26 protein-coding genes are annotated in these 23,817 nt (G+C 72.8%); 12 read left to right on the top strand and 14 right to left on the bottom strand.

Features of this window, described 5'->3' with window-relative positions; genetic code table 11:
• Positions 1–62: 62 nt before the first annotated feature.
• The 4 genes from mqnE to BLU95_RS22645 all read right to left on the bottom strand — a co-directional run bounded on the left by mqnE (position 63) and on the right by BLU95_RS22645 (position 3,635).
• Entirely contained in the window at positions 63–1,226 is a 1,164-nt protein-coding gene (mqnE, locus tag BLU95_RS22660; RefSeq protein ID WP_093861643.1) for an aminofutalosine synthase MqnE, read from the bottom strand.
• 91 nt (positions 1,227–1,317) lie between these two features.
• Positions 1,318–2,280 carry a threonine ammonia-lyase gene (locus BLU95_RS22655; protein WP_093861642.1) on the bottom strand — a complete coding sequence of 321 codons (963 nt, stop codon included), beginning with the start codon at positions 2,278–2,280 and terminating at the stop codon, positions 1,318–1,320.
• Between the two features lie 98 nt (positions 2,281–2,378).
• Positions 2,379–2,840: an Lrp/AsnC family transcriptional regulator gene (locus BLU95_RS22650; RefSeq protein WP_093861641.1), complete on the bottom strand. Its 462-nt coding sequence runs from the start codon at positions 2,838–2,840 to the stop codon at positions 2,379–2,381.
• Positions 2,841–2,969: 129 nt separating this feature from the next.
• Positions 2,970–3,635, bottom strand: coding sequence for a UbiX family flavin prenyltransferase (locus BLU95_RS22645; RefSeq protein ID WP_093861640.1), 666 nt, complete (start codon positions 3,633–3,635; stop codon positions 2,970–2,972).
• 54 nt (positions 3,636–3,689) lie between these two features.
• Between BLU95_RS22645 and BLU95_RS22640 the strand changes: the two genes are divergently transcribed.
• Both BLU95_RS22640 and BLU95_RS22635 read left to right on the top strand, forming a co-directional pair.
• Positions 3,690–4,433 (top strand): cyclase family protein, encoded by a 744-nt coding sequence (locus BLU95_RS22640; protein ID WP_093861639.1) that lies wholly within the window; start codon positions 3,690–3,692, stop codon positions 4,431–4,433.
• A 66-nt stretch (positions 4,434–4,499) separates the two neighbouring features.
• Positions 4,500–5,216, top strand: a complete 717-nt coding sequence (locus BLU95_RS22635; protein ID WP_093861638.1) for an MOSC domain-containing protein — start codon at positions 4,500–4,502, stop codon at positions 5,214–5,216.
• A gap of 299 nt (positions 5,217–5,515) precedes the next feature.
• On the opposite strand, the gene BLU95_RS22630 is transcribed toward BLU95_RS22635, so the two are convergent.
• Entirely contained in the window at positions 5,516–5,890 is a 375-nt protein-coding gene (locus BLU95_RS22630; RefSeq protein ID WP_093861637.1) for a VOC family protein, read from the bottom strand.
• Positions 5,891–5,981: 91 nt separating this feature from the next.
• Here BLU95_RS22630 and BLU95_RS45590 point away from each other — a divergent pair, with 91 nt between their 5' ends.
• Both BLU95_RS45590 and BLU95_RS42420 read left to right on the top strand, forming a co-directional pair.
• Entirely contained in the window at positions 5,982–7,112 is a 1,131-nt protein-coding gene (locus BLU95_RS45590) for a GNAT family N-acetyltransferase (RefSeq protein WP_353653503.1), read from the top strand.
• A gap of 41 nt (positions 7,113–7,153) precedes the next feature.
• Positions 7,154–7,306 carry a hypothetical protein gene (locus BLU95_RS42420; RefSeq protein ID WP_159424974.1) on the top strand — a complete coding sequence of 51 codons (153 nt, stop codon included), beginning with the start codon at positions 7,154–7,156 and terminating at the stop codon, positions 7,304–7,306.
• 19 nt (positions 7,307–7,325) lie between these two features.
• Here BLU95_RS42420 and BLU95_RS22620 read toward each other — a convergent pair whose 3' ends face one another.
• On the bottom strand, positions 7,326–7,949 hold the full coding sequence (locus BLU95_RS22620) for a DJ-1/PfpI family protein (RefSeq protein WP_093861636.1): 624 nt from the start codon (positions 7,947–7,949) through the stop codon (positions 7,326–7,328).
• 86 nt (positions 7,950–8,035) lie between these two features.
• Positions 8,036–8,734 (bottom strand): TetR/AcrR family transcriptional regulator, encoded by a 699-nt coding sequence (locus BLU95_RS22615; protein WP_093861635.1) that lies wholly within the window; start codon positions 8,732–8,734, stop codon positions 8,036–8,038.
• Between the two features lie 136 nt (positions 8,735–8,870).
• Between BLU95_RS22615 and BLU95_RS22610 the strand changes: the two genes are divergently transcribed.
• Positions 8,871–9,389 (top strand): hypothetical protein, encoded by a 519-nt coding sequence (locus BLU95_RS22610; RefSeq protein WP_093861634.1) that lies wholly within the window; start codon positions 8,871–8,873, stop codon positions 9,387–9,389.
• 15 nt (positions 9,390–9,404) lie between these two features.
• Here the strand turns inward: BLU95_RS22610 and BLU95_RS22605 are convergent, their stop codons facing one another.
• Both BLU95_RS22605 and BLU95_RS22600 read right to left on the bottom strand, forming a co-directional pair.
• Positions 9,405–9,884 (bottom strand): HIT family protein, encoded by a 480-nt coding sequence (locus BLU95_RS22605; RefSeq protein ID WP_093861633.1) that lies wholly within the window; start codon positions 9,882–9,884, stop codon positions 9,405–9,407.
• 105 nt (positions 9,885–9,989) lie between these two features.
• Entirely contained in the window at positions 9,990–12,524 is a 2,535-nt protein-coding gene (locus BLU95_RS22600; RefSeq protein ID WP_231977740.1) for a collagenase, read from the bottom strand.
• Between the two features lie 374 nt (positions 12,525–12,898).
• Here BLU95_RS22600 and BLU95_RS22595 point away from each other — a divergent pair, with 374 nt between their 5' ends.
• A complete protein-coding gene (locus BLU95_RS22595) occupies positions 12,899–13,519 on the top strand; it encodes a DUF998 domain-containing protein (protein ID WP_093865054.1) in 621 nt (206 codons plus the stop codon).
• Positions 13,520–13,565: 46 nt separating this feature from the next.
• Positions 13,566–13,778, top strand: a complete 213-nt coding sequence (locus BLU95_RS22590) for a DUF4287 domain-containing protein (protein WP_162497211.1) — start codon at positions 13,566–13,568, stop codon at positions 13,776–13,778.
• A gap of 37 nt (positions 13,779–13,815) precedes the next feature.
• Here BLU95_RS22590 and mqnP read toward each other — a convergent pair whose 3' ends face one another.
• A complete protein-coding gene (gene mqnP / locus BLU95_RS22585; protein ID WP_093861631.1) occupies positions 13,816–14,721 on the bottom strand; it encodes a menaquinone biosynthesis prenyltransferase MqnP in 906 nt (301 codons plus the stop codon).
• Complete coding sequence (locus tag BLU95_RS22580) at positions 14,718–16,175, bottom strand: menaquinone biosynthesis decarboxylase (RefSeq protein ID WP_093861630.1); 1,458 nt, start codon at positions 16,173–16,175, stop codon at positions 14,718–14,720. The genes mqnP and BLU95_RS22580 overlap by 4 nt, the downstream gene beginning before the upstream one ends.
• A 137-nt stretch (positions 16,176–16,312) precedes the next feature.
• On the opposite strand from BLU95_RS22580, the gene BLU95_RS22575 reads away from it, so the two are divergent.
• From BLU95_RS22575 to BLU95_RS22560, 4 genes are all read left to right on the top strand, one after another.
• Positions 16,313–16,717, top strand: a complete 405-nt coding sequence (locus BLU95_RS22575; protein ID WP_093861629.1) for a PLD nuclease N-terminal domain-containing protein — start codon at positions 16,313–16,315, stop codon at positions 16,715–16,717.
• A 440-nt stretch (positions 16,718–17,157) separates the two neighbouring features.
• Complete coding sequence (locus BLU95_RS22570) at positions 17,158–18,759, top strand: acyl-CoA carboxylase subunit beta (RefSeq protein WP_093861628.1); 1,602 nt, start codon at positions 17,158–17,160, stop codon at positions 18,757–18,759.
• Between the two features lie 77 nt (positions 18,760–18,836).
• Positions 18,837–19,046 carry an acyl-CoA carboxylase subunit epsilon gene (locus BLU95_RS22565; protein ID WP_030393819.1) on the top strand — a complete coding sequence of 70 codons (210 nt, stop codon included), beginning with the start codon at positions 18,837–18,839 and terminating at the stop codon, positions 19,044–19,046.
• A gap of 252 nt (positions 19,047–19,298) precedes the next feature.
• A complete protein-coding gene (locus BLU95_RS22560; RefSeq protein WP_093861627.1) occupies positions 19,299–19,967 on the top strand; it encodes a ScbR family autoregulator-binding transcription factor in 669 nt (222 codons plus the stop codon).
• Here BLU95_RS22560 and BLU95_RS22555 read toward each other — a convergent pair.
• The gene (locus BLU95_RS22555) at positions 19,964–20,629 is read right to left on the bottom strand and encodes a ScbR family autoregulator-binding transcription factor (RefSeq protein WP_093861626.1); all 666 of its coding nucleotides are present in this window, start codon (positions 20,627–20,629) and stop codon (positions 19,964–19,966) included. The two genes, BLU95_RS22560 and BLU95_RS22555, sit on opposite strands and share 4 nt — an antisense overlap.
• Positions 20,630–20,990: 361 nt before the next feature.
• On the opposite strand from BLU95_RS22555, the gene BLU95_RS22550 reads away from it, so the two are divergent.
• Positions 20,991–22,070, top strand: coding sequence for a ScbA/BarX family gamma-butyrolactone biosynthesis protein (locus tag BLU95_RS22550; RefSeq protein WP_093861625.1), 1,080 nt, complete (start codon positions 20,991–20,993; stop codon positions 22,068–22,070).
• A 78-nt stretch (positions 22,071–22,148) separates the two neighbouring features.
• Here BLU95_RS22550 and BLU95_RS22545 read toward each other — a convergent pair whose 3' ends face one another.
• Together BLU95_RS22545 and ccsB are read right to left on the bottom strand one after the other, a co-directional pair.
• Positions 22,149–22,538 (bottom strand): hypothetical protein, encoded by a 390-nt coding sequence (locus BLU95_RS22545; RefSeq protein ID WP_159394092.1) that lies wholly within the window; start codon positions 22,536–22,538, stop codon positions 22,149–22,151.
• Positions 22,539–22,681: 143 nt separating this feature from the next.
• Positions 22,682–23,815 (bottom strand): c-type cytochrome biogenesis protein CcsB, encoded by a 1,134-nt coding sequence (ccsB, locus tag BLU95_RS22540; protein WP_093861624.1) that lies wholly within the window; start codon positions 23,813–23,815, stop codon positions 22,682–22,684.
• Between the last annotated feature and the right edge of the window lie 2 nt (positions 23,816–23,817).

Here is a 23,817-nt window from a genome sequence, read left to right as displayed (position 1 = left end):
GCGGGCCCGGTGAAGAAGGCGCCGCCCGGGCCGCGGGGGCCCGGGCGGCGGCGGAGCGTGCGTCAGAGGCGCATCGCCTGCGGGGTCTCCCGGCGGCCCAGGTCGGGGCCCTCGTACTCGCGGATGATCTCGTAGCGGGTGTTGCGCTCGACCGGGCGGAAACCGGCGTCCCGGATCAGGCCGAGCAGGTCCTCGCGGCCCAGCTTGTTCGGGGTGCCGAAGTTGTCCGCGTCGTGGGTGATCTTGTACTCGACCACCGAGCCGTCCATGTCGTCCGCGCCGTGGCTGAGCGCCAGCTGGGCCGTGGTGACGCCGTGCATCACCCAGAAGACCTTGACGTGCGGCACGTTGTCGAAGAGCAGCCGGGAGACCGCGAAGGTCTTCAGCGCCTCGGCGCCGGTGGCCATCTCGGTGCGCGCCATCAGCTTGTTGCGCACGACGCCGTCCTTGGAGTCGTGGAAGTCGTGCTGGTAGCGCAGCGGGATGAAGACCTGGAAGCCGCCGGTCTCGTCCTGGAGCTCGCGCAGCCGCAGCACGTGGTCCACCCGGTGGCGGGGCTCCTCGATGTGGCCGTACAGCATGGTGGACGGGGTCTTGAGGCCCTTGCTGTGGGCGAGCCGGTGGATCCGCGACCAGTCCTCCCAGTGGGTGTCGTGGTCGACGATGTGCTGGCGGACCTCCCAGTCGAAGATCTCCGCGCCGCCACCGGTCAGCGACTCCAGACCGGCGTCGATCAGCTCGTCCAGGATCTCGTCGGCGGGCAGGCCGCTGATCCGCTCGAACCAGTGGATCTCGGTGGCGGTGAAGGCCTTGAGCGAGACGTTCGGCAGCGCGGCCTTGAGCTCCCGCAGCGAGCGCGGGTAGTAGCGCCACGGCAGGGTGGGGTGGAGGCCGTTGACGATGTGCAGCTCGGTGAGGGAGTCGACCTCCATCGCCTTGGCGAGGCGGACGGCCTCCTCGATCCGCATCGTGTACGCGTCCTTCTCGCCCGGCTTGCGCTGGAACGAGCAGTACGAGCAGGAGGCGCTGCACACGTTGGTCATGTTGAGGTGGCGGTTGACGTTGAAGTGGACGACATCGCCGTTCTTCACCGTCCGCACGTGGTGGGCGAGCCCGCCCAGCCAGGCCAGGTCGTCGCTCTCGTAGAACGCGATCCCGTCCTCCCGGGTCAGCCGCTCCCCCGCGTAGACCTTCGCCTCCAGCTCGCGCTTGAGCCCTGCGTCCATGCGGTGCCCCGCCTCCTCCGACTTCGAATCGTTGCCGGAACGAGCGTACGCCCCCACCCGCGTCGACTCGCGGGCAGCCGCCCCGCGCGGCTCAGCCGGCCAGGAGTTCGGCGAGCAGCGCGGGCTCGATGTTGCCCCCGCTCACGACCGCTGCGACCGCCCGCCCGCCGGTCTCGGCGGCCCGGTGGAAGTACGCGGCCGGGGCGACCGCGCCGGACGGCTCGGCGACGATCCGGCCGCGCCGGGCCAGCAGCGCCACGGTGGCGCGGATCTCGTCCTCGGTGACGGTGACGATGTCGTCCACGTAGGCGGTGATGTGCTCGAAGGGCAGCACGCCCACCGAGGGGGTGCGCAGACCGTCGGCGATGGTCCGGTAGGTGTCGGCGACCGGCCAGGTGATCCGCTCGCCGGCCCGCAGGCTGGCCCGGGCGTCGGCGGCCAGCTCGGGCTCGACGCCGATCACCCGCACACCGGGGCGGGTCAGCTTGAGCGCGGCCGCCGTGCCGGCGATCAGCCCGCCGCCGCTGACCGGGACGAGCACGGTGTCCAGCTCCGCCGGGGCGTCGTCGGCGATCTCCAGGCCGACCGTGCCCTGGCCCGCGATGATGAACGGATCGTCGTACGGGGGCACCCAGACATAGCCGTGCCGCTCGGCCAGTTCGCCGGGCACCACGTCCCGCTGCTCCGGCGGCACCACCAGCACCTCGGAGCCGAACGACCGGGTGGCCTCGATCTTGACCGCCGGCGAGGTGTCCGGCATCACGATCACGGCCTTGATCCCGAGCAGCTGCGCGGCGTACGCCACCGCCTGCGCGTGGTTGCCGCTGGACTGGGCGACCACACCGCGGGCCCGCTCGTCCTCGCTCAGCGCGGCGAGCCGGTTGTAGGCGCCCCGGGTCTTGAACGCCCCGGTCGGCTGGAGGTTCTCCGGCTTGAACCAGAGCCGGCGCTCGCCGTCCGCCGCCCACGGCGCGGGGACCAGCGGGGTGCGCACCGCGACCCCCTCGATCCGCCGCCGGGCCGCGCGCAGCTCCTCCAGACCGACCAGTGCCATGTCCACCACTCCCCCGTGTGCTCTCGTTCGTCCGGTCCGCCCCGCGGCGGTCGCCCGCGGCGACGGCTGTCCGCCGCGGCGTCGGCCCGCTGCGGCGGTTACTCGCCGTCGGCGAACGGCAGCTCGCTGACCCGGCTCTCCCACTTGGTGGAGAGTACGACGGTGGTCCGGGTCCGGGCCACACCCTTCGTACCCGAAATCCGCTTCACCGCCGACTCCAGGCCCTCGACGTCCGGCACCCGGACCTTGAGCATGTACGAGTCGTCACCGGCGATGAACCAGCAGTCCTCGACCTCGCCGAGGTCCTTCAGCCGGAACGCGACGTCCTCGTGGTCCGCCGCGTCGGTCAGCTGGAGGCCGATCAGGGCCGTCACGCCGAAGCCGAGCGAGGCCGGGTTGACCGTCGCGCGGTACCCGGTGATCACACCGGCCTGCTCCAGCCGGTTGATCCGGTCCGTGACGCTCGGGCCGGAGAGGCCGACCAGCCGGCCCAGCTCGGCGTAGGACGCGCGGCCGTTCTCCCGGAGCGCCTGGATGAGCTGTCTGTCCACCGTGTCCATATACCGTCCGCGTCCTTCCGAACCTCACCAGACCCACAGATCATTATCCGGATTCAAAGGCGCCATGCTCGCACCAACCCGGATATCGCAGAGAACATACTCTCCCGTCCTGCGTCACCTCACTCCCCCTCAGGCCGGTCGCTCCGCCGCGCGCGCCGCCCCTCCCAACTCGCCCTCCCAGCGCCGGTACAGCGTGTGGGGCACACCGACGGCGTCCAGGACCCGCCCGGCGACGAAGTCGACCAGCTCGCGGACGGTGGAGCCGCCGGCGTAGAACCCGGGCGAGGCGGGCAGCACCACCGCGCCCTGCGCGTCCAGCTCCACCAAGTGCTTCAACGTCACCCCGTTGAGTGGTGCCTCCCGGACGCAGACGACCAGCGGACGCCGTTCCTTGAGGGTGACACTGGCCACACGCTGGAGCAGGTCCTTGCTGAGGCCCAGCGCGATCCCGGCCACCGCGCCGGTGGTCGCGGGCACCACCAGCATCCCCTTCGCCGGGTACGAGCCGCTGGACGGTCCGGCCGCGAAGTCCCCGGCCGGCCAGTACCGGACGTCCTCCGGGCCGTCCGCCGCCGTCCCCAGCCATTGCGCCAGGTCGGCGCGCCAGTGCGCGTCCCGGAAGGCGATACCGGTCTCGTCGAGGATCGTCAGCCGGGCCGCGCGGCTGACCACCAGGTCGACGGACTCGCCGGCGGCGAGGAGGGCACGGATCACGGACGCGGCGTACGGGGTGCCGGACGCGCCGGAGACCCCGACGATCCAGGGGCGGCGCACGGGCTGCTCAGGCTTTTCCATAGTGCTTCCTTTCTATCCCCACCCGGCCCCGGCCCGCCCTGGGAGGATGGCCGCATGGCCCCGACCCTCGTCGACCTGACCCACCAGGTGACCACCGCGATGCCGGTCTACCCCGGCGATCCGGCCGTCCTCCTGGAGCCCGCCCTCACCACCGCCACCGCCGGGGTGAACGTGCTCGCCGTGCACCTCGGCTCGCAGTCCGGCACCCATGTCGACGCGCCGTACCACGTCGACGTCACCTGGCCGACGCTGGACGGCCTGCCGCTGGAGCGGTTCACCGGCCCGGCCGTGGTGGCCGACCTGCGCGGCCTGGAGCCGCGCGCCGAGGTCACCGCCGAGCAGCTCGCGCCCGCCCTGGCCCTGGCCGGCGAGGGCACCGTGCTGCTGCTCGCCACCGGGTGGGCGCGGCACTGGGGCACCGACGCCTATCTGGCCCACCCGTCCCTGACCGCCCGGGCCGCCGAGGCGATCGTGGCGGCCGGGGTCCGCACGGTCGGGGTGGACGCGCTGAGCGTCGACCCCACCCCCGATCCCGGCCCGGGCGACCCGGCGGTGGCGGCGCTGCTCGCCGACCTCACCGACGAGCACGACCAGCCGGCCGCCGAGGAGCCCACGCTGGCGGCCCACCGGGTGCTGCTCGGGGCGCCGGGCGGCGGGGTGATCGCGGAGAACCTGACCGATCTGCGGCCGCTGCTGGCGGCGCAGGAGGCCGGGCGGGCGGTCGAGGTGTCGCTCTTCCCGCTCCGGCTGGTCGCGGCGGACGGCGCTCCGGTCCGGGCGGTGGCCCGGCTGGCCTGAACCCCTCGGCCCACTCGGAGACTTGGTCTAGACCATCATCGGCGGACGGCGGTACGCTGTCCGGCCATGGCAGAGATCATCGGAGTCGTCGAGCAGCTCTGGCGCTACCCCGTGAAGTCCACCGGCGGCGAGCGGCTCGACTCCGTCGAGGTGGACGACCGCGGGCTCGCGGGCGACCGCCTCTACGCCGTGCGCGACGGCCAGGGCAAGCTCGGCTCCGGCAAGAACACCCGCCGCTTCCGGCGGATGGACGGCCTGCTGCGCCTCTCCTCCCGGCTCGGCCACCGGCTCGACGGCCCCGAGCTGTTCGACCCGCTCGGGCAGCCGGTCGCCGACCCCACCGCCTTCCTGCGCGCCTACCTCCAGCGCGAGGACGTCGAACTCGCCCGCGAGGACGCCGTCTCCCACTTCGACCAGCTCCCGGTCAGCGTGCTCACCACCGCCACCCTGGACTGGGTCGCCCGGGCCGCGCCGACCGCCCTGGTCGACGTCCGCCGCTTCCGCCCGAACATCCTGCTGCGCACCCCGCCCGGAACCCCGCCGTTCAGCGAGGACACCTGGTTCGGCCGGGAGGCCCGGGGCAGCGCCCGCTCGGGCGCCCGGCTCGCCTTCGTCCGCTCCAGCGAGCGGTGCGCGATGGTCACCGTCGCCCAGCCCGGCCTGCCGCACGCGCCCGAGATCCTCCGGGCCGTCGCCCAGGCCCACGACACCCGGCTCGACGCCCTCGCCGAGGTCGCCGCTCCGGGACGGCTCGGCGTCGGGGACACGCTGACGATCGACTGACCGGCCCGCCGCCGACCGTCCGTCAATTCGCGCATCCGTTCCGCCGCGTGACCGACGTACGCCCGTCCTGCGCTCCTGTCGCAGGACAGGAGGGCAACCGGTGGTCGAGTTCGTGCTCGACGGCCGCCGTCCCACCGGGCCGAACTGCGGGCCGAGTCGGTGGCCCGGCTGCGGCGGGCGCAGACCGCCGGGCCCACCCGCGAGGACATCACCGCACTCGTCGGCACCACCCCGCGCGCCGCGCCGGACCGGCCGCCCACCGACGGCGCCGAACCGGCCCGAACGTCACCCCGGCGGGATCAGCGGCGCTCCGGGAGCAGGCACACCGGATGGCCGGCCGGGTCGGCGTAGGTCCGCCACCCTCCGGCGTCGGCGAGGAAGGTTGCGCCGAGGGCCCGGAGCGCGGCGTCGGCGGCGGCCAGGTCCGGCACGTCGACGTCCAGATGGGCCTGCTGCGGGTGCTCCGGGTCCGGCCAGCGGGGCGGGCGGTGATCGGCGACGCGCTGGAAGCAGAGCACGAGGCCGTCGGGGGTGTGCAGGGTGGACCATCCCTCGCCCAGCGCCCAGCGCGGGTCCGGGCGGTCCACCTCGCCGCCGAGCAGCCCGGCGTAGAACCGGGCCAGCACGGCCGGGTCCGGACAGTCGAGGACGAGGCACTGCAACCGGCCGATCATCGGGGCTCCTTCGGGAGGGTGCGGGGGTCGGCGGCCGCGGGCTCCGGTGGCCTTGCTGGACAAGCCGACCGAAGATCGTAAGCATGCTCGGATGACCACTCCGGACGAATCCGTGCACACGCGCCTCGACCGGCTGCGCCGCGACCGCGGGCTGCTCACCCCCGCCGAACTGCTCGACCTCGCCGAACACGGCGTCGCGGTGCTCGACCCGTTCTCGGTGATCGTCTCCCGGCGGGTGGAACTCGGGCCCGACAACGTGCTCCACCCGGGCGTGGTCGTCGAGTGCGACGAGCGGAGCCACTGCGCCGTCGGCCCCGGCAACGTGCTGTACGGCGGCACCCGGATCAGCGCCACCGACGGCGGCCGGATCACCGTCGGCGCCCGCTCCCTGATCGGCGACGGCGGCACCCGGATCCTCGCCGGGGCCCACGAGAGCGTCAGGATCGGCGACGAGGTCCGGCTGATGGACGGTGCCGAGGTCCTCGGCGACAGCCTGCTCGGCCACGGCTCGCAGATCCTCGGCCGGATCTCCGCCCGCTCGGTCGAGCTCGCCGCCGGCCTGCCGTACACCCACCCCGACCCGGACGGCCGCGGCGGTGTGATCAAGGGGATCGGCCGGGCCGCGGGCGTCCTGGTCGGCACCGGCGAGGTGCTGCACGACATCGGCCACGACCTGACCGAGACCGTGCCCGAGCGGCAGCGGCTGTACCACCCGGAGGCCCCGAGGCTCGGCCCCGGCCCCACCCTGGAACGCCTGACGGCCGGGCACGCGGGCGGCGTCCTCGCGTTCGAGCGGGAGAACCGGGAGTTCTTCGCCTCCTCGGTGCCCGACCGCGGCGACGACTACTTCACCCCCGACGGCTTCGCCGACCGGCACCGCGCGCTGCTCGCCGAACAGGCCGAGGGCCGCTGCCACTTCCACGTCGTCCTGAACGGCTACGGCCGGATCGTCGGCCGGGTCAACCTGGTGGACGTGGCCGACGGCAGCGCCGAACTCGGCTACCGGGTGGCCGAGGCCGACAGCGGGCAGGGCGTGGGCCGGGCCGCCGTCGAAGAGGTCTGCCGACTGGCCGCCGCCGCCTACGGGTTGAGCGCGCTCACCGCCGTGAGCTCCCTGGACAACGAGGCCTCCCGCGCCCTGCTCACCCGCACCGGGTTCACCGAGGTCGGCGAGCGACGCATCGACGGCGAGAAGGTCATGCGCTACCGCCGGACCCTCTGAGCGGCGGTCCGGCCGCCCGGCCGGCGGGCACCGGTACCGATATGACGATGTTCCACGGTGCCGCCGAGGACCGCGCCGAGCGGTACCGGCTCCTGGACCTGGTGACCGGGCAGCGGGCCGGCCGGGTCCGGCTCGACCCGCCGGTGGACCGCTCGCTGGAGCCGTCCGCCCGGGAGGCCTTTCTCCACGACTGACCGGCGGTGGGTCCGACGGCTATCCGAGCTGCCGGATCCGCTCCCGGACGGCGGGCGAGGCCTTCGCCCAGGACCCGCTGTCGAAGGGCGGCATCGGGTCGTACTCGGCGTGCAGCTGGATCGCCCGGGCGGTGGTCTCGTCGGTGAGCAGGGCGGCGAGGTGCAGCGCCATGTCGATGCCGGCGGAGATGCCGGCCGCCATGAGGATCCGCCCCTGCCGAACCACCCGCTCGGGACGGTAGGTGGCGCCGTGGGCGGCGAGTTCACCGGCCGCCGCCCAGTGGGTGGTGGCGTCCAGGCCGTCGAGCAGGCCGGCGGCCCCGAGCAGCAGCGCGCCGGTGCACACCGAGGCGGTGAACCGGGTGGTCGCGTGCGTCCGGCGCAGCCAGTCGAGGAGCGCGGCATCCGTCATCAGCGGCCGGGTGCCGTGCCCGCCCGGGACGAGCAGGACGTCACAGGCCCCGACCTCCGACCGGCCGGTGGGCACGTCCAGCCGCATCCCGCCGATGCTGTCGGCCACGACCCCCTTCTCCCCCGCCGACACGAACCGCACCGTGGCGCCCGGGAGATGGCCGAGCACCTGGTACGGGCCGATCGCGTCCAGCGGCTCGAAGTCGTCGAAGAGCAGGATGACGATGTCCATGTGCCGCAGCGTAGGGGTGCATCGGTACCGAAGTCCCGTACCCGGGCTGCGGATTCACGAGAACGAGTGGTCTGCACCACTGTCTTTCACCGCTGGGCATCCGGCCCGCCGCCGAGCCGGGCCGCGAGTCCGTCGAGCAGCGCCCGGAGCGCCTCCTCGAACTCCGCCCCGGGGGCGGCCGCGTAGTCCAGGGCCTCGGGGCCGTCGAGCCGGGCGCGCAGCCGGGGGAACTCCCGGGCCACCTCGACCGCCCGGGCCATGGTGGCGTCGAGCTGCTCCTGCGGGTCCTGGCCGTCCCGGCGCAGCCGGCGGTCGAGGGAGACCGCGGCCGCGTCGCCGAGCGCGCCGCCCAGCACATGGGTGAAGACGGCGGCGGCGATCCGGTCGGCGTCGGCCGGGGCGAACCCGGCGGCCTCGTGCAGGGCCAGGCAGTGGTCGTCGTAACGGGCCTTGCCGGGGCCGTGGAAGAGGTGGGAGCCGAAGGCCTGCACCAGCCAGGGGTGGCGCCCGAACATCGCGCGCAGCCCGACCGCGAGGTCCACCGCCGCGGACCGCCAGTGGGCCCGGTCCGCCGGCTCCTCCGGCAGCGCGATCTCGTGCCAGACCAGGTCGCCGGCGAGCAGGACGAGGTCGTCCTTGTTCTTGACGTGCCAGTAGACCGCAGTGGCGGCGCTGTCCAGGCGCTTGCCCAGGTTGCGCATGTTCAGGCCTTCGAGGCCCTCCTCGTCGAGCAGGTCGACGGCGGTGCGGACGATCTGCTCGCGGGTGAGCGTGTTGCGTGGCATGGGCCCACGATAGGGCGGGCGACGGCTCCTGCACAAAGTTCAAGAAGCCTCTTGCACTTAGTTCAAGAGCGCGGCTAACTTGTACTTGCACTTAGTTCAAGAAACCGGGCGCACCTACTTCCCAGGGGGATCCACCATGAACGCCTTCGTCACCGCCCTGCAGCTGTCCGTGGCCGCCGCCTTCGTGAGCATCCCGGTCGTCCGGGCACGCTTCGGGGCCACCGCGACCGCCGCCGCCCGGGCCGAGCTCGACCGCCAGGGCGTGCGGACCACGGTGCTGGAGGAGAACGGGATGCGCTTCGACGCCGGCGGCCACGAGACCTGGGCGCCGGTGGCGATCGCCTCCGCCGTGGGCACCACCGCCGCCCTCGGCCTCGCCGGCGTCGCGTGGGCCGGCACGGCGAGCTGGATCGTCCTCGGCCTGGTCCTGGCGATCAACCTGGTGATCCTCTACAGCAACCTGACCGCGACCTCCTCGGTCCGGGCCGCCTTCGCCCGCAAGGGCGACCCGGAGCTCGCCCGGATCGACGTCGCCGCCCTGCTGAAGGCCGCCGAGTCCGGCTTCCCGCGCTGGGTCTGGGTCCTGCAGAACGCCCGCCACGTCGTCGTCTTCGGCGCGGCCGCCCTGGCGCTGATCACGCCGGCCCTCGGCTGACCGGCGCGGACCGGCTCACCCCAGGGCGTCCAGCTCCGCGCCGAGGGCCGCGCGGATCGGGTCGTGGGCGGGGGCGAGCGCGTGCGCCGGGTCGGTCCAGCGCTCGCGCGGGTAGAGCCAGACCGGCAGCCGGACCAGGTCGGCGGGCTCCCAGTCGTAGCGGGGCCAGACATGGGCGTGCAGGAACGGGTCGGTGTTGCCGAGGATCTCCAGGTTGACCCGCCGGAAGGCGGGATCGGCCGCGCGGCAGGCCCGTTCGACCGCCTCGCCGAGGCGGTCGAGGTCCTCCAGGTAGGCGAGCCGGTGCGGCCGGGGCAGGTCGGAGAGCCGCTGCACGCCGGGCCGGTCGGTCAGCAGGATCGCGTACCCCGGCAGGAACTGCACGTCCCCGATCACCGCGAACCCCGACTCCAGCCGCCGGACGACGGTGGGGTTCTCCCCGCGCAGCGCGCTGCCGATGCGGTCGGACTTCCAGTCGTTCTGATCGTCGATCATGGACGGATGCTAACGACCCTCCGTCGGTGCGCGACCGGGCCGGTGTCCGGACGCGGAAGCGCCCGGCCGGGAGAGCCCGGCCGGGCGCGCGGTTCCGAGGAAGTGTCAGACCTGGGTGGTGACGGTGACGCCGCTGAAGTCGGTGACGGCGTACAGGCTGAGGTAGCGGTAACCGGCCGTCGCGTTGGTGACGGTGACGGACTGGGTGGCACCGGCGGCCGTCGAGGCGGCGGTCCAGGCCGTCGGCGACGCCCAGATGTCCGCGTTGTAGTACAGGTACGCGGTGCCGGTGCCGCCGGTGGTGGAGACCTTGAGCGTGGTGGTGCCGGCCGGCAGGTAGATGTACAGGTAGTCGGAGTTACCGGCGGTCGCGGCGCGACCGGAGCGGGAGCAGTTCGGGCCCATCGCGTCGGTGCGCTGGTCGGTGCAGCTCGGCAGGGAGGACGCCGGGGCCGTCACGGTGACCGTGGTCGGGGTGACGGCGGTCCGGCCGGTGTCGTCGGTCGTGGTGAGGGCGACGGTGTAGGAACCGGCCACCGCGTAGGTGTGGCTCGGGTTGCGCTCCTCGGAGGTGGTGCCGTCGCCGAAGGTCCAGTGCCAGGCGGTGATCCGGCCCGGGCCGGTCTGCACGGACCGCTCGCTCGTGCTGACGGTGGCGCCGTTCACCGTGGTGTCGAACAGCGAGGTCGGGCCGGCCGCGTAGCAGGCACCGGCGGCGCAGGCGGTGAGCCAGGCGTCGAAGTCGGCGTCGTAGGAGGTGCCGAGGTTGTTGTAGACCGCGTAGCCGCCGGTGTAGTCACCGACGCGGAACCGCGCCAGCATCGCCTGCACGTCGGCCGGGTGCTTCTCCAGCATGTAGCGGACGGCGAGGTAGCCCCACGGGTACACCCGGGTCGAGTCCGAGTTGGCGTAGGTGTTCTGGAAGACCGTGCTGAGCTTGTAGGTGTGCAGGCCCGCCTGCGTCATCGCGTCGGTGTCGGTGGTGGCGCGGTAGCTGTACGACATGTACTCGGCGATGCCCTCGACCCACCAGATGTCCGGGACGGAGGTCTGGGTGGAGAAGTTGCCCTTCATGTCGTAGATGCCGTCGAGGTAGTGGGTGTACTCGTGGTTGAGGTTCCACACCCGGGCGGTGTCCTTGGTGTTCCACGCCTTCTGGTACATCACGTTCACGGCCCGGCCGTTGGGGTCGGTCGGATCCATGACGGTCTGGCCGCCGTTGTCGGTCGAGTTGCCGTAGATCGCCCACGAGTAGGTGGTGTAGTCCGCCTTGTTGGCGAAGATCCCCTGGGTGACGGTCTTGGCGTACTGGTTCGGGATCGGGCCGTTGTCCTTCACCACGTTGTGGAAGAACGCGTCCTCGCCGCGCAGGCTGGTGCAGGCCGCCTGGAGCTCGGCGGCCGACAGGGCCTGGGCCTGGATGGTGCGGTTGTCGCAGACCAGCTGGTTCGGCAGGACCACCGAGGTGAGCTTGGCCGGCAGGTTGCAGATGCCGTAGTACGAGCACTGGCCGGGGTTGTACCAGGCGGCCTGGACGGCCGTGTACACGTACAGCGAGCCGAACGGCGTCAGCAGCGGCGCGGAGTCCAGCACCTTCTTCACCAGCGGCTTGGCCACGGCCTCGGCGGCGGCGCTGGTTCCGGCGAACCGGGCCAGGTCGTTGCCCGCGTTGGTGTCGAGCACCGCGTTGGGGCCGCTGAGCAGGTCGCGGTGCTTGATCGCGAAGTCCGCGAGCGAGTTGACGAGGCCCGGGTCGGCGGCGAGCGCCCGGACGAAGTCCTGGTTCCGGTAGCCGCCCCAGAGCGGGTAGTACAGCACCGAGTTGACCGCGCTGACCATCTGCGGGAACGCGTTGTAGGTGTTGTTGTACTCGTCGAGGATCCGCTTGTAGGCGCCGATGTAGCGGGCCTGGACGTTGGCGCTGTCGGTGAGCCACACCACCTCCTTGAGGAGGGCGCCGTTGGCGTCGCTGACGTCGCGCCAGCGGGTGCCGGCGAAGAGCGCGTCCAGGGCCGAGGTGACGGCGGTGGTGAGCTCTCCGGTGTACGGGCCGGCCTGGGCCGGGTAGTAGAACTGGATGTAGTAGCCCACCTGCAGGTACTTCACCAGCTGGGTGATGCCGGTGGAGTTGTCGCCCGCGTAGCCGGTCGCGAGGTCCTTGAGCGCGGCCGCGACGGACAGCATCCGGGACTGCTGGAAGATGCCGGGGTCGGACCCGCCGCTGCTGTACAGCGACTTGACGCAGTCCACGGTCGAGTTCCGGACGAACGCGACCAGGTCGGCCCCGGTGCGGGCGGCGAAGTCGGCCGGGGTGCAGCTCTGCGCGGCGAGGGACTTGAACGCGGCGGGGGCGCTCGCCCCGGCCGGATCGTTCAGGCGGGTCGCGCCGATCACCGCCGGGGGCAGTGCGGCCGCGGGCCGGGCGAGGTCCTCGGACCCCGTGGCAGCGGCCGGGGCGGTGAGGCCGGCCGGGCCGGCCTGGGTCGCGGCCGGGGCCGGGGCCGAGGTCGTGGTCGGGGCCGGGACGGCGGTGGCGACGGGGGGCGCCGCGAAGGCCTGGGTCGGCAGCACGGCGGTGGCCGTGGCGCAACAGGCGACGACGCCGGCTGCGAGCATGGAGAGTCTGGTGCGCAGGAGCACGCCTGAATCCTTCGTGAGTGGGGGCAGCCCGAGTCGGGGTCGGACTGAAGGAAGGAGATCGGCGTGGATCCTGTCACCGACTGGCGATCAGAACAATGTCACAGGTTATATTGCATGAGATTTCCAGCCATCCGACCACTCGCACCGCCCGCCGCACGGCCGACCTGCGACGGTTCCGGCCGGAACGATCCCGCAGGCGGACGGCGGCGGGGCATCGGGCCACGAGCCGGGCGACCGCGACGCCCGGCGGGGCACCCGGTCTGGCCGATCCACACCCCCCGGACGTACAGGGCGGGCCGGACCCGGGCCGTCGGGTGACACGGGTCACATCCGATGCTCCGATGAGTTTCCGCGCCGAGCCCGGTCCTATGAGCATGACGAACACGATGACCGCGCAGGCCCCCACCGCTTCCGCCGCTGCCCGCCCGCTGCTGACCGCCGGCGCGGTCGCCGGACCCCTGTTCCTCGCCGTCGGCGTGGCCGGCGGGCTGACCCGGGAGGGCTTCGACTTCACCCGCAACGCGCTCAGCCAGCTGAGCCTCGGCGAGCTCGGGTGGGTCCAGCAGACCGCGTTCCTGCTCACCGGCACGCTGCTGCTCGCGGGCGCCGTCGGACTGCGCCGGGCCCTGCCGGGGAGCACCTGGGCACCCCGGCTGGTCGGGGTGTTCGGGGCGAGCTTCGTCCTCGACGGCTTCTTCGCCGCCGACCCCGGGGCCGGCTTCCCGGTCGGGGCACCGGAGGGCCGGGTGACGGAGCTGAGCGGACACGGCCTGGTGCACCTGATCGGCGGGACGGTCGGCTTCCTCGCCCTGTGCGCGGCCTTCCTCGTCCTGGCCCGGCACCTGGGCGGGCGCTGGGCCCTCGCCTCGCGCGTGGTCGCGGCGGCCGTCCTGGTCGGCTTCGCCGCCTCGGGCGCCACCGTGCTGGCGTTCACCCTCGCCGCGGCGCTCGGACTGACCTGGCTGACCGCTGTCGCGATCCGGCTCCATGCGTAATGATCATCAATCAGTGGACGACCGAACGGACTTCGAGGAGCACCGCATGACCACCCCCGCCCCCAACGGCCCCGCCAGCTACTTCCCCGCCATCGAGAAGAAGTACGGGCAGCCGGTCGCCCACTGGCAGGAGCTGATCCGCTCCTCCCCGCTGACCAAGCACATGGAGCTGGTCGCTTGGCTCAAGGCCGAGCACGGCCTCGGCCACGGGCACGCGAACGCCCTCGCCAAGCACACGCTCGACGAGGGCGGGAAGTAGACCGCGTCCTTCGGGCCGCGCCCCGCGGGGCGCGGCCTCAGATGCCGAGGCCGCGCACCACCAGGTCCACCAGCGCGAAGAAGAACAGCGAGATGCCGACGAAGCCGTTGGTCTGGAAGAACGCCCGGTTCAACCGGGACAGGTCGTTCGGCTTCACGATGGTGTGCTCGTAGACGAAGGCTCCGGCCACCACCACCAGGCCGATCCAGAACGCGACGCCCGCGTCGGTGAGCACCGCGTACCAGCCGAGCAGCAGCGTGGTGAGCACATGGCAGCCGCGCGCGCCGCGGATCGCGGCCGGGACACCGAACCGGGCCGGTACCGAGCGGACCCCGCCCGCCCGGTCGGAGGCCACGTCCTGGCAGGCGTAGATCAGGTCGAAGCCGCCGATCCAGATGCCGACGGCCGCGCCGAGCACGACCGCGTCCCAGGACCAGGTGCCGGTGACGGCCAGCCAGGCACCCACCGGTCCCATCGCCTGGGCCAGGCCGAGGATCGCCTGCGGGAAGTCGGTGAACCGCTTGCCGTACGGGTAGACCACCATCGGCACCACGGCGACCGGCGCCAGCGCGAGGCAGAGCGGGTTCAGCAGCGCGGCCGCGCCCAGGAAGACCACCAGGGCGACCGCGGAGCCGACGTACGCGGTCCTCAGGGACACCGCGCCGGTGACGAGTTCGCGCCCGGCCGTGCGCGGGTTGCGGGCGTCGATCTCCCGGTCGATGATCCGGTTCGCCGCCATGGCGAAGGTCCGGAGCCCGACCATGCAGACCGTGACGACGAACAGCTCGCCCCAGTGCACCCGGCCGTCGGCCCGGAACATCGCCGTCAGCGCCGCGATGTAGGCGAACGGCAGGGCGAAGACCGAGTGCTCGATCATCACCAGCCGCAGGAAGGACCTGACCTTGCCGGGCGGGACCTCGGGGAGTGCGGCGGCGGTGCTCACAGGCCGTACTCCTTCCAGCGACGGCTCACCAGGGCGGCGGTCTCCGGGTCGGAGGAGACCATCTCGGGCCAGCCGCCGTCGCGGGTGTAGCCCTCCTCGGGCAGCTTGCGGGTCGCGTCGATGCCCGCCTTGCCGCCCCAGAACTGCTGGTAGGAGGCGTGGTCGAGGTGGTCGACCGGGCCCTCGACCACAGTGAGGTCGCGGCTGTAGTCGACGTTGCCGAAGGCCCGCCAGGCGACCTCCTGGTAGTCGTGGACGTCGCAGTCGGAGTCCACCACGATGATCAGCTTGGTCAGCGACATCATGTGCGCGCCCCAGATGGCGTGCATGGTCTTCTGGGCGTGCTTCGGGTACTTCTTGTCGATCGAGACGATCACGCAGTTGTGGAAGCCGCCCGCCTCGGGCAGGTCGTAGTCGACGATGTCCGGGATGATGATCTTCAGCAGCGGCAGGAAGAAGCGCTCGGTGAACTTGCCCAGCGGGCCGTCCTCGGTCGGCGGCCGGCCGACCACGATGGACTGCAGGATCGGCCGGCGGCGCATCGTCACGCAGTCGATCGTCAGCGCCGGGAACGGCTCCTGCGGCGTGTAGAAGCCGGTGTGGTCGCCGAACGGCCCCTCGGGCAGCATCTCGCCCGGCTCCAGCCAGCCCTCCAGGACCACCTCGGCGTCCGCCGGGACCTGCAGCGGAACGGTCCTGCAGTCCACCATCCGCACCCGCTCGCCCGCGACGAAGCCCGCGAACAGGTACTCGTCGATGTCGCCCGGCAGCGGCGCGGTGGCCGCGTAGGTGACGGCCGGCGGGCAGCCGAAGGCGATCGCGACCGGGAGCCGCTCGCCGCGCTTGGCGGCCACCGCGGCGTGGTTGCGGCTGTCCTTGTGGATCTGCCAGTGCATGCCGATGGTGCGGCGGTCGTGCCGCTGCAGCCGGTACAGGCCGAGGTTGCGGATGCCGCTGTCCGGGTCCTTGGTGTGGGTCAGGCCCAGGTTGAAGAAGGAGCCGCCGTCCAGCGGCCAGGTGAACAGCGCGGGCAGCTCGTCCAGGTTGACGTCCTCACCGGTGAGCACCACCTCGTGCACGGGGGCGTCGCCGGACTTCACGTTCTTCGGCGGCACGTGGGCCATCGAGGCCAGCTTGCCGAAGGCGTCCCGGAAGCCGGTGAAGCCCTGCGGCAGCTCCGGCTTCAGCAGGCCGGAGATCCGGTCGGCGATCTCCTCCGGGCCCTTGAGGCCGAGCGCCTTGGAGAGCCGCCGCTCGGTGCCGAAGACGTTCATCGCCAGCGGCATCGACGAACCCTTGACGTTCTCGAACAGCAGGGCCGGGCCCTTGGCCTTCTGCACCCGGTCGACGATCTCGCCGATCTCCAGATAGGGGTCCACCTCCGCCTTGATCCGCTTGAGGTCGCCTTCGCGGTCGAGGGCCCGCAGGAACGAGCGGAGATCGTCGTATGCCATGCCTGCCAGTATCCGCCACCCGATAGCCTGGCCTGTGTCAAGGGCCCCCTCGAAGCGGCGCACCGCCCGACGGACCGGCCCGCCGCCGCGAGAACGCGCCCGCCCGCCACCGACGTCACCCGGGGGAGACCGCCGCCGTGCTGAGGATCCTGACCTTCGTACTCCCGCTCGCCCTGTGGGTTTGGGCCTTCATCGACTGCCTGACCACCCCCGAGGACGAGGTGAAGCACCTGCCCAAGGTGGTCTGGGTGATCATCGTGCTGCTGTTCCCGCTCGTCGGCTCGATCGCCTGGCTGGTGGCCGGCAAGCAGCGCGGGGCGCCGAGGACCGCACCGGCGGGCGGCGGCGCCGACGGCCGGGCGTACGCCGCGCGGCCCGACGGCCGGCCGTTGGCGCCGGACGACAACCCGGAGTTCCTCGCCTCGTTGAAGAAGCACAACAACGAGCACGAGGACATGCTCAAGCAGTGGGAGGCGGATTTGCGCCGCCGCGAGAACGAGCTGCGCGGCAAGGACGACCCGGACGAAGGCCGTCGCGGCTGAGCCCCCGTCGCTCGGACAGCCCACCCGGCATCCACCGGGTGGGCTGCGGTCTTTTTGGTGCATCCCTACGACTGGTCGGACACCACCGGCCCGCCGGCACGGCCTTCACCGCCGCACCAGGCGTCCCGCGGACACCCGGGCCGGAACCCCCGCCACCCTTCACAGGGGCGGCCGTGACCTGCGTGTTTCCTCAGGTTGCGCTCACCCGACCGCCATCTGGACGACAGCTCGGGGTAATCGAACAGCTACCGGCAGGACGGGCTGAAACGCTTCGCTTTCTGTGCAGCCCTGACATCTAAACGGACGCGACCTTGTACGGAATCGACGCCGAAACCAGCGCGCGGCCCCTCGTACAGTCATAAGTGAAGAAGTGATTCGCAGCCGGGGGCATCGCAGACGTTGGCTGTCGGACAGTTCCCTCACCTTTGGAGTGGTTCGAGATGACGGTTGTGCACCAGGCGCCGGTCGACGACGACGTCCCGGAGATCCCCACGGACGTCCGGGGAAGAGTCGCGGAACTGCACGAACTCCGCGAGCAGGTCCGCCGGGGTCCCAGCGAGAAGGCCACCGAGGCCCAGCACGCCAAGGGCAAGCTGACCGCCCGCGAGCGGATCGAGCTGCTGCTCGACGAGGGCTCGTTCCGGGAGGTCGAGCCGCTGCGCCGGCACCGCGCCACCGGTTTCGGGCTGGAGGCGAAGAAGCCGCACACCGACGGCGTGATCGTCGGCTGGGGCACCGTGCACGGCCGGACGGTCTTCACCTACGCCCACGACTTCCGGATCTTCGGCGGCGCGCTCGGCGAGGCGCACGCCCAGAAGATCCACAAGATCATGGACATGGCCATCGCGGCCGGTGCCCCGCTGGTCTCGCTCAACGACGGCGCCGGCGCCCGCATCCAGGAGGGCGTCACCGCCCTCGCCGGCTACGGCGGCATCTTCCAGCGCAACACCAGGGCCTCCGGCGTCATCCCGCAGATCTCGGTGATGCTCGGCCCCTGCGCCGGCGGCGCGGCCTACTCCCCGGCCCTGACCGACTTCGTCTTCATGGTCCGCGAGACCTCGCAGATGTTCATCACCGGCCCCGACGTGGTCCAGGCCGTCACCGGCGAGAAGATCAGCCAGAACGGGCTCGGCGGCGCCGACGTCCACGCCGGCGTCTCCGGCGTCTCGCACTTCGTCTACGACGACGAGCAGTCCTGCATCGAGGAGGTCCGCTACCTCCTGTCGCTGCTGCCGCAGAACAACCGCGAGATGCCCCCGCCGGTCGTCAACGACGACCCGGTGGACCGCCGCAACGAGACCCTGCTCGACCTGGTGCCCGCCGACGGCAACCGGCCGTACGACATGCGCAAGGTCGTCGAGGAGATCGTCGACCACGGCGAGTACCTCGAGGTCCACGAGCGCTGGGCCACCAACGTGCTCTGCGTGCTCGCCCGGATCGACGGCCACGTCACCGGCATCATCGCCAACCAGCCGCAGTCGCTGGCCGGCGTCCTGGACATCAACGCCAGCGAGAAGGCCGCGCGCTTCGTCCAGATGTGCGACGCCTTCAACATCCCCCTGGTCACCATGCTCGACGTCCCCGGCTTCCTGCCCGGCGTCGACCAGGAGCACGACGGCATCATCCGGCACGGCGCGAAGCTGCTGTACGCCTACTGCAACGCGACCGTGCCGCGGATCCAGCTGATCCTGCGCAAGGCCTACGGCGGTGCCTACATCGTCATGGACTCCCGCTCGATCGGCGCCGACCTCTCCTTCGCCTGGCCGACCAACGAGATCGCCGTCATGGGCGCCGAGGGCGCCGCCAACGTCATCTTCCGCCGGGACATCAACGCCGCCGACGACCCGGACGCGATGCGCAACCAGAAGATCAAGGAATACAAGAGCGAGCTGATGCACCCGTACTACGCGGCCGAGCGCGGCCTCGTGGACGACGTCATCGACCCCGCCGAGACCCGCCAGGTCCTGGCGTCCTCGCTGGCGATGCTGCGCACCAAGCACGCGGACCTGCCGAGCCGCAAGCACGGCAACCCCCCGATGTAGCAGCACCGCCCGGCCGGCACCGCACGGCCGGCCGCGCCGACGCCCACTCACCACCGACGCCGGGAGAAATCCGGACCATGACCGCTTCCGCCGAACCACTCGTCCGAATCGTCCGCGGCTCGCTCTCCGACGAGGAGCTCGCCGCCCTGACCGCCGTGCTGATGGCCCGCGCCGCGGCCGCCCAGCAGGCGGCCGCCTCCTCGCCGGTCGAGCCGATCGCCAACTGGCAGCGCCTGGAGCGCCGCCCGGCGTACTTCTCGCCGGTCAGCTGGCAGTGGGCCGCCTGACGCCTCGCCCGAGGACCCGCACGGAAACCGCTCGGCCGTCGGCCGGCCACCCGCAGTACCGGGGTGGCCGGCCGACGGCGTTCCCCGGGCAGGCGGCCGGCGGCTGACCGCGGGCAGCCGCCCGGGACCGGAACTCCGCACTGCCGCCCGAAACGGCTCGAAAGGGTCCCTACCGGACGGTATGCGGGCCGCCGCCCGGCCCGCCCCCGTAGGATCCAGCAGCTGACGACCGGAACCACCAGGGAGGCTTCGATGGCCAGGCAGGCCCGCGCGCTGGCGACCCGCCAGACGGTGCTGTGCGCCGCGGCCGAGGTCTTCGACGAGCGCGGCTACGCGGGCGCCACCATGGCCGAGATCCTGGACCGGGCCGGGGTCACCAAGGGCGCGCTGTACTTCCACTTCCCGTCCAAGGAGGAGCTCGCGCTCGCCGTGATCGAGGGCCAGAGCGCCTGGCTGGCCACCTGGCAGCCGACCTCCAGCAGCCCGATGCAGACCGTGATCGACCTCGGGCACGCCTTCGCCCACTCGCTGCTGGACGACCCGCTGCTGCGCGGCTCGATCCGGCTGACCATCGAGCACGGCACCTTCACCCAGCCGCAGATCGGCGCCTACCAGGGCTGGACGGACGCGGCGCGGGAGCTGCTGGAGCGGGCCCGGGACGCCGGCGAACTGCGGCCGGGGGTGCGGCCGGCCGCGGCCGCGGGGGTCATCACCGGCGCGGTGACCGGCATCCAGCTCAGCTCGCAGGTCCTGACCGACCGCAAGGACCTGCTGCAGCGGATGGCCGACCTCTGGACGCTGCTGCTGCCCGGACTGGTCGAGCCGCGGACCCTGGCCCGGCTGAACACCGTCGACCTGGACCGGGACCAGGCCCGGTCCAGGGCACCGCGGACCGGGTCGGGCCGTCCGGATCCGGGCTAGGGGTTGTCCGTCCGGATCCGGTAGTCCGCCACCCGGTCGGCCGGGACGAGGGACGGCAGGGCCACCGTCCAGAGGCCGCCGACCGCCTCGGCGGCCAGCCGGCCGGTGGACTCGGCGGCGAACAGCACCAGCCCGGCCGCCAGGGTGGTCAGCAGCCCGGCCGCCTGCTCCCGGTCCAGCCCGGGCCGCAGCTCGCCGGCCGCGGCGGCGCGGTCGAGCAGGGTGCGGAAGACGGCGGTCAGGCTCCACCACGCGTCCGCCGACGGCTCCGGCGGCGAACCGGCCGGCGACACCACCGCCCCCACCCCGCAGCCGGCCGGGCGGCCGCCGAGGCCGAGCAGCACACCGGCCCGGACGACCACGTCCTCGCGCAGCAGCCGGGCCAGTTCGTGGGTGAGGTCGAGGAGTTCCTGGACGGCCGGCCCCCGGCCGCGCAGCGCCCGCAGCACGGCCAGGCCGATGGTCTCGGCCGCCGCGGCGCGGACCCCGTCCGCGAGCGCCTGCTTGGAGACGAAGTGGAAGTAGAGCGCGCCCTTGCTGACACCCGCCCGGCGGCTGATGTCGACCAGGCTCGCCGACTCGAAGCCCGCGTCGGCGAAGGTGTCCGCCGCCGCGAGCAGCACGGCCTGCCTGGTCCGCCCCGCCCGTTCCTGCTTGGCCACTCGGTCCCTCCGGCCCCCGGCCGTGGCGAGCTCCGGCTCGCCCGGTTGCTGTCACGGCGCCGTCGTCGATGGTGCGGCGCCTCTGCGGACCGTCGGTGGCGCGCCGCGCCCGCCCGAAACCGCATGGTTGGTATCTAATCTAGCCCCTGCCCGGCCCCCGCCGTCCAGAGGGGACCGACCCCCGCCCAAGGTCCTGGGCGGGCCGCCCGGGCGTTACCGCAGGCCGGAACGCGGGTACGGTGAACCCGCCGGGTGCGGGCCGGCGGCTACCCCGCAGGGGGAGCAGAAACCGGGTGGCCTGTATGTTTTGCGCAGGCCGCCCGTACGGCCGGCCGACCGACACCCGGGAGTGGGGCCAGTCATGCCAGTGTTCACCGCGATGGACGGCGACGCTCCGTATCCCCACCCCGGCCCCGGCCAACCGGGCCCGCGCCGCTACGACTTCCACGAACGGACCGTCTCCCGTCAGCTGGTCCACCGCTCCTCCGTCGCCGAAGTACTCATCACCGGCTGGCAGTCCACCGGTCCGTACGACTTCCTGCTGGGCGCCCAGTGGCCCCGGCTGCACGGTTTCTACCGGCTGCCCGGCGACCGGCACCACGACCCGGTGCTGATGGCCGAAACCGTCAGGCAGGCCGCGCTGTTGGTCGGGCACGCCGGTTTCGGCGTCCCCCACGACCACCACGCCGTGCTCGACGAACTCGGTTACACCCTCGGCCCGGCCGGCCTCGACGGCCTCGCGGTCGGCGCCGCCCCCACCGAACTGATGCTCAGGGTCAGCTGCCACGACGTCCGGATGCGGCACGGCCGGCTGGTCGCGCTGCGGGTGCACGCGGAGATCGAACGGGACGGACGTCCGGTCGGCCGCGGCGTCGGGGGCCTGCGGATCCTCTCCCCCGCCGCCTACGACCGGCTGCGCGGCCCGCGCCGCCCGGCCGCCCCGCCGCGGATCCCGGAACAGGTCGTCGCGCCGGAACTGGTGGGCCGCCAGCAGGCCGCCGACGTGGTGCTCGGCCCCGCCCTGCTGCCCGGCAGCTGGCTGCTGCGCGCGGACGCCGCGCACCCGGTGCTGTTCGACCCGATGGACCCGGCGCCGGGGCACCTGCCCGGGATGCTCGTCCTGGAGGCCGCCCGGCAGGCCGCCCAGCGCCTGCACCACCCGGACCGGATGGTGCCGGTGGACCTGGTGACGGCCTTCCACGACCCGATCGCGCCGGACCGCCCCTGCGTGGTGCGGGCCGTCCGCGAGGTCGGCCCGGAGTCCGCCCAGGACGGCTGCGGCGGACGCCGGGCGCCCGTCCGGGTCGTGCTGGTCCAGGACGGCCGCACGGTGGCCGAGGTCCGGCTGACCGGCGCCCCGGCCGACGGCGCCCCCGTCGGCGGGGGCAGGTCCGCGGCCGCCCCGGCCCCCGCCCGGCGCGGCCTGCCGCTCGCCAGCTGAACCGGCGCCCCCGCTCCTCCCCCGCCTCCCCCGTTCCTTCCCGCTCCTCCCCCGCCCTCCCCGGCTACCCCCGCCGGGTCAGGCCGCCACCAGCGCCGACGACGGCCGCCCCGCGTGCATCACGCTGAGGTTCTCGGCCAGCCGCCCGGGGTCCTGCGCCAGCCAGAGCCGCAGCGCGGCGCCCAGCATCGCGCTGGCCGAACCGATCCGCACCTGCGTCACCTGGGCGATCCGGGCCGCGCCGGGCACCAGCAGATCGGCCAGCGGCGTCGGCAGCCAGACGGTCAGCGCGCACGGCGCGGGGGCCGCGAGGGCACCCAGCAGCCGGTGGGCGTCGGCCGGCGAGACGAACGTCGGGATGATGTCCAGCAGACCGTCGGCCACCACCTCGGACACGTCGCTGCGGTGCCCCTGGGCGAGCCGGCGGAGCAGCAGCTGCTCGGCGGCGGTGATTCGGACGGTCAGCATGACCTCGTCGCACTCCATTGCGCGATTTCCTCCTCAGTTCCTCCCCGTACCGGACCGGGTGGCCCGGCACGCACTACCCCCGTCGCACCTCGGCCCGGCTTCCTGGTCTGGAGCGCCGGGCCGGTGTGTGGTTCCGGTTCCGGTCAGAGCCCCGCGTAGGAGTGCTTGCCGGTCACGAAGATGTTCACGCCGTAGTAGTTGAACAGCCAGCAGGCGAAGGCGCCGAGGGCCAGGTAGGCGGCCTTGCGTCCCTTCCAGCCGGCGGTGGCGCGGGCGTGCAGGTAGCACGCGTAGGCGACCCAGGTGATGAACGACCAGGTCTCCTTCGGGTCCCACTCCCAGTACTTGCCCCAGGCGGCCTCGGCCCAGATCGCGCCCGCGATGATGGTGAAGGTCCAGAGCGGGAAGACCAGCGCGTTGATCCGGTAGGACAGCTTGTCCAGGGTGGAGGCGGCGGGCAGCCGGCGCCAGATCGACGGCGAGGTGCCCAGCGGGCCCTTGGCCAGACCGGCCGCCGTCCGCTTGTCGAAGGAGTCCTTGCCCAGGTAGAGCAGGGTCGTGATGAACGCCGCGTAGAAGGCGCCGCCGCAGACGATCGCGGTGGAGACGTGGATCGCCAGCCAGTACGAGTGCAGGGCCGGGACGAGCTGCTCGGACTCGGTGTAGAGCACCGTGACGGCGACGCCCAGGGTCAGCAGCACCGCCAGGGTGACCGGCAGGCCGAGCCAGCGGACCGGCTTCTTCGCGATCATCAGGCCGAGGAAGGCCAGCGTCATGGCGAGCGCGAAGGCGCAGGAGAACTCGTACATGTTGCCCCACGGCCAGCGGGACACCGAGAGGCCGCGGGTGAGCACGCCGCCCGCGTGCAGCAGCGTGGCCAGCACGGTCAGCGAGACCGCGATCCGGCCGGACAGGTCGGCCTTCTCACTGGTGCCGGCCGCGCCGGGACCGTCGAGCTCCTCCTCGCCGCGCCCGCCGGTCACCACCGTCGCGCCCTCGCCGGCCAGCGCCGTGCGGGTCAGCGTGGTGGTGCCGCCGCCCGCCGAGGCGACGGTGACGGTGACCTTCTTGGCGCCCTTGGCCCCGGCCTCCGCCGCGGCGACGGCGCCGGCCAGGCCCGCCTGCTCGCTGGAGCGGACGGCGACGGCGCCCTTGGCACCGAAGGTCCACTCGAACATGTAGGCGAACATGGCGATCAGGTAGACCGCCATCGCCGAATAGATCAGCTTGTTGGACAGGTCGGCCAGCTGCGGGTCGACCGACGAGGCGAGGTGCACCG

The sequence above is a fragment of the Streptomyces sp. TLI_053 genome (assembly GCF_900105395.1).
Classification (GTDB): Bacteria; Actinomycetota; Actinomycetes; order Streptomycetales; family Streptomycetaceae; genus Kitasatospora.
Note: the sequence above shows the minus strand (reverse complement) of the source record. Positions and strands in the feature narration are given on the sequence as shown.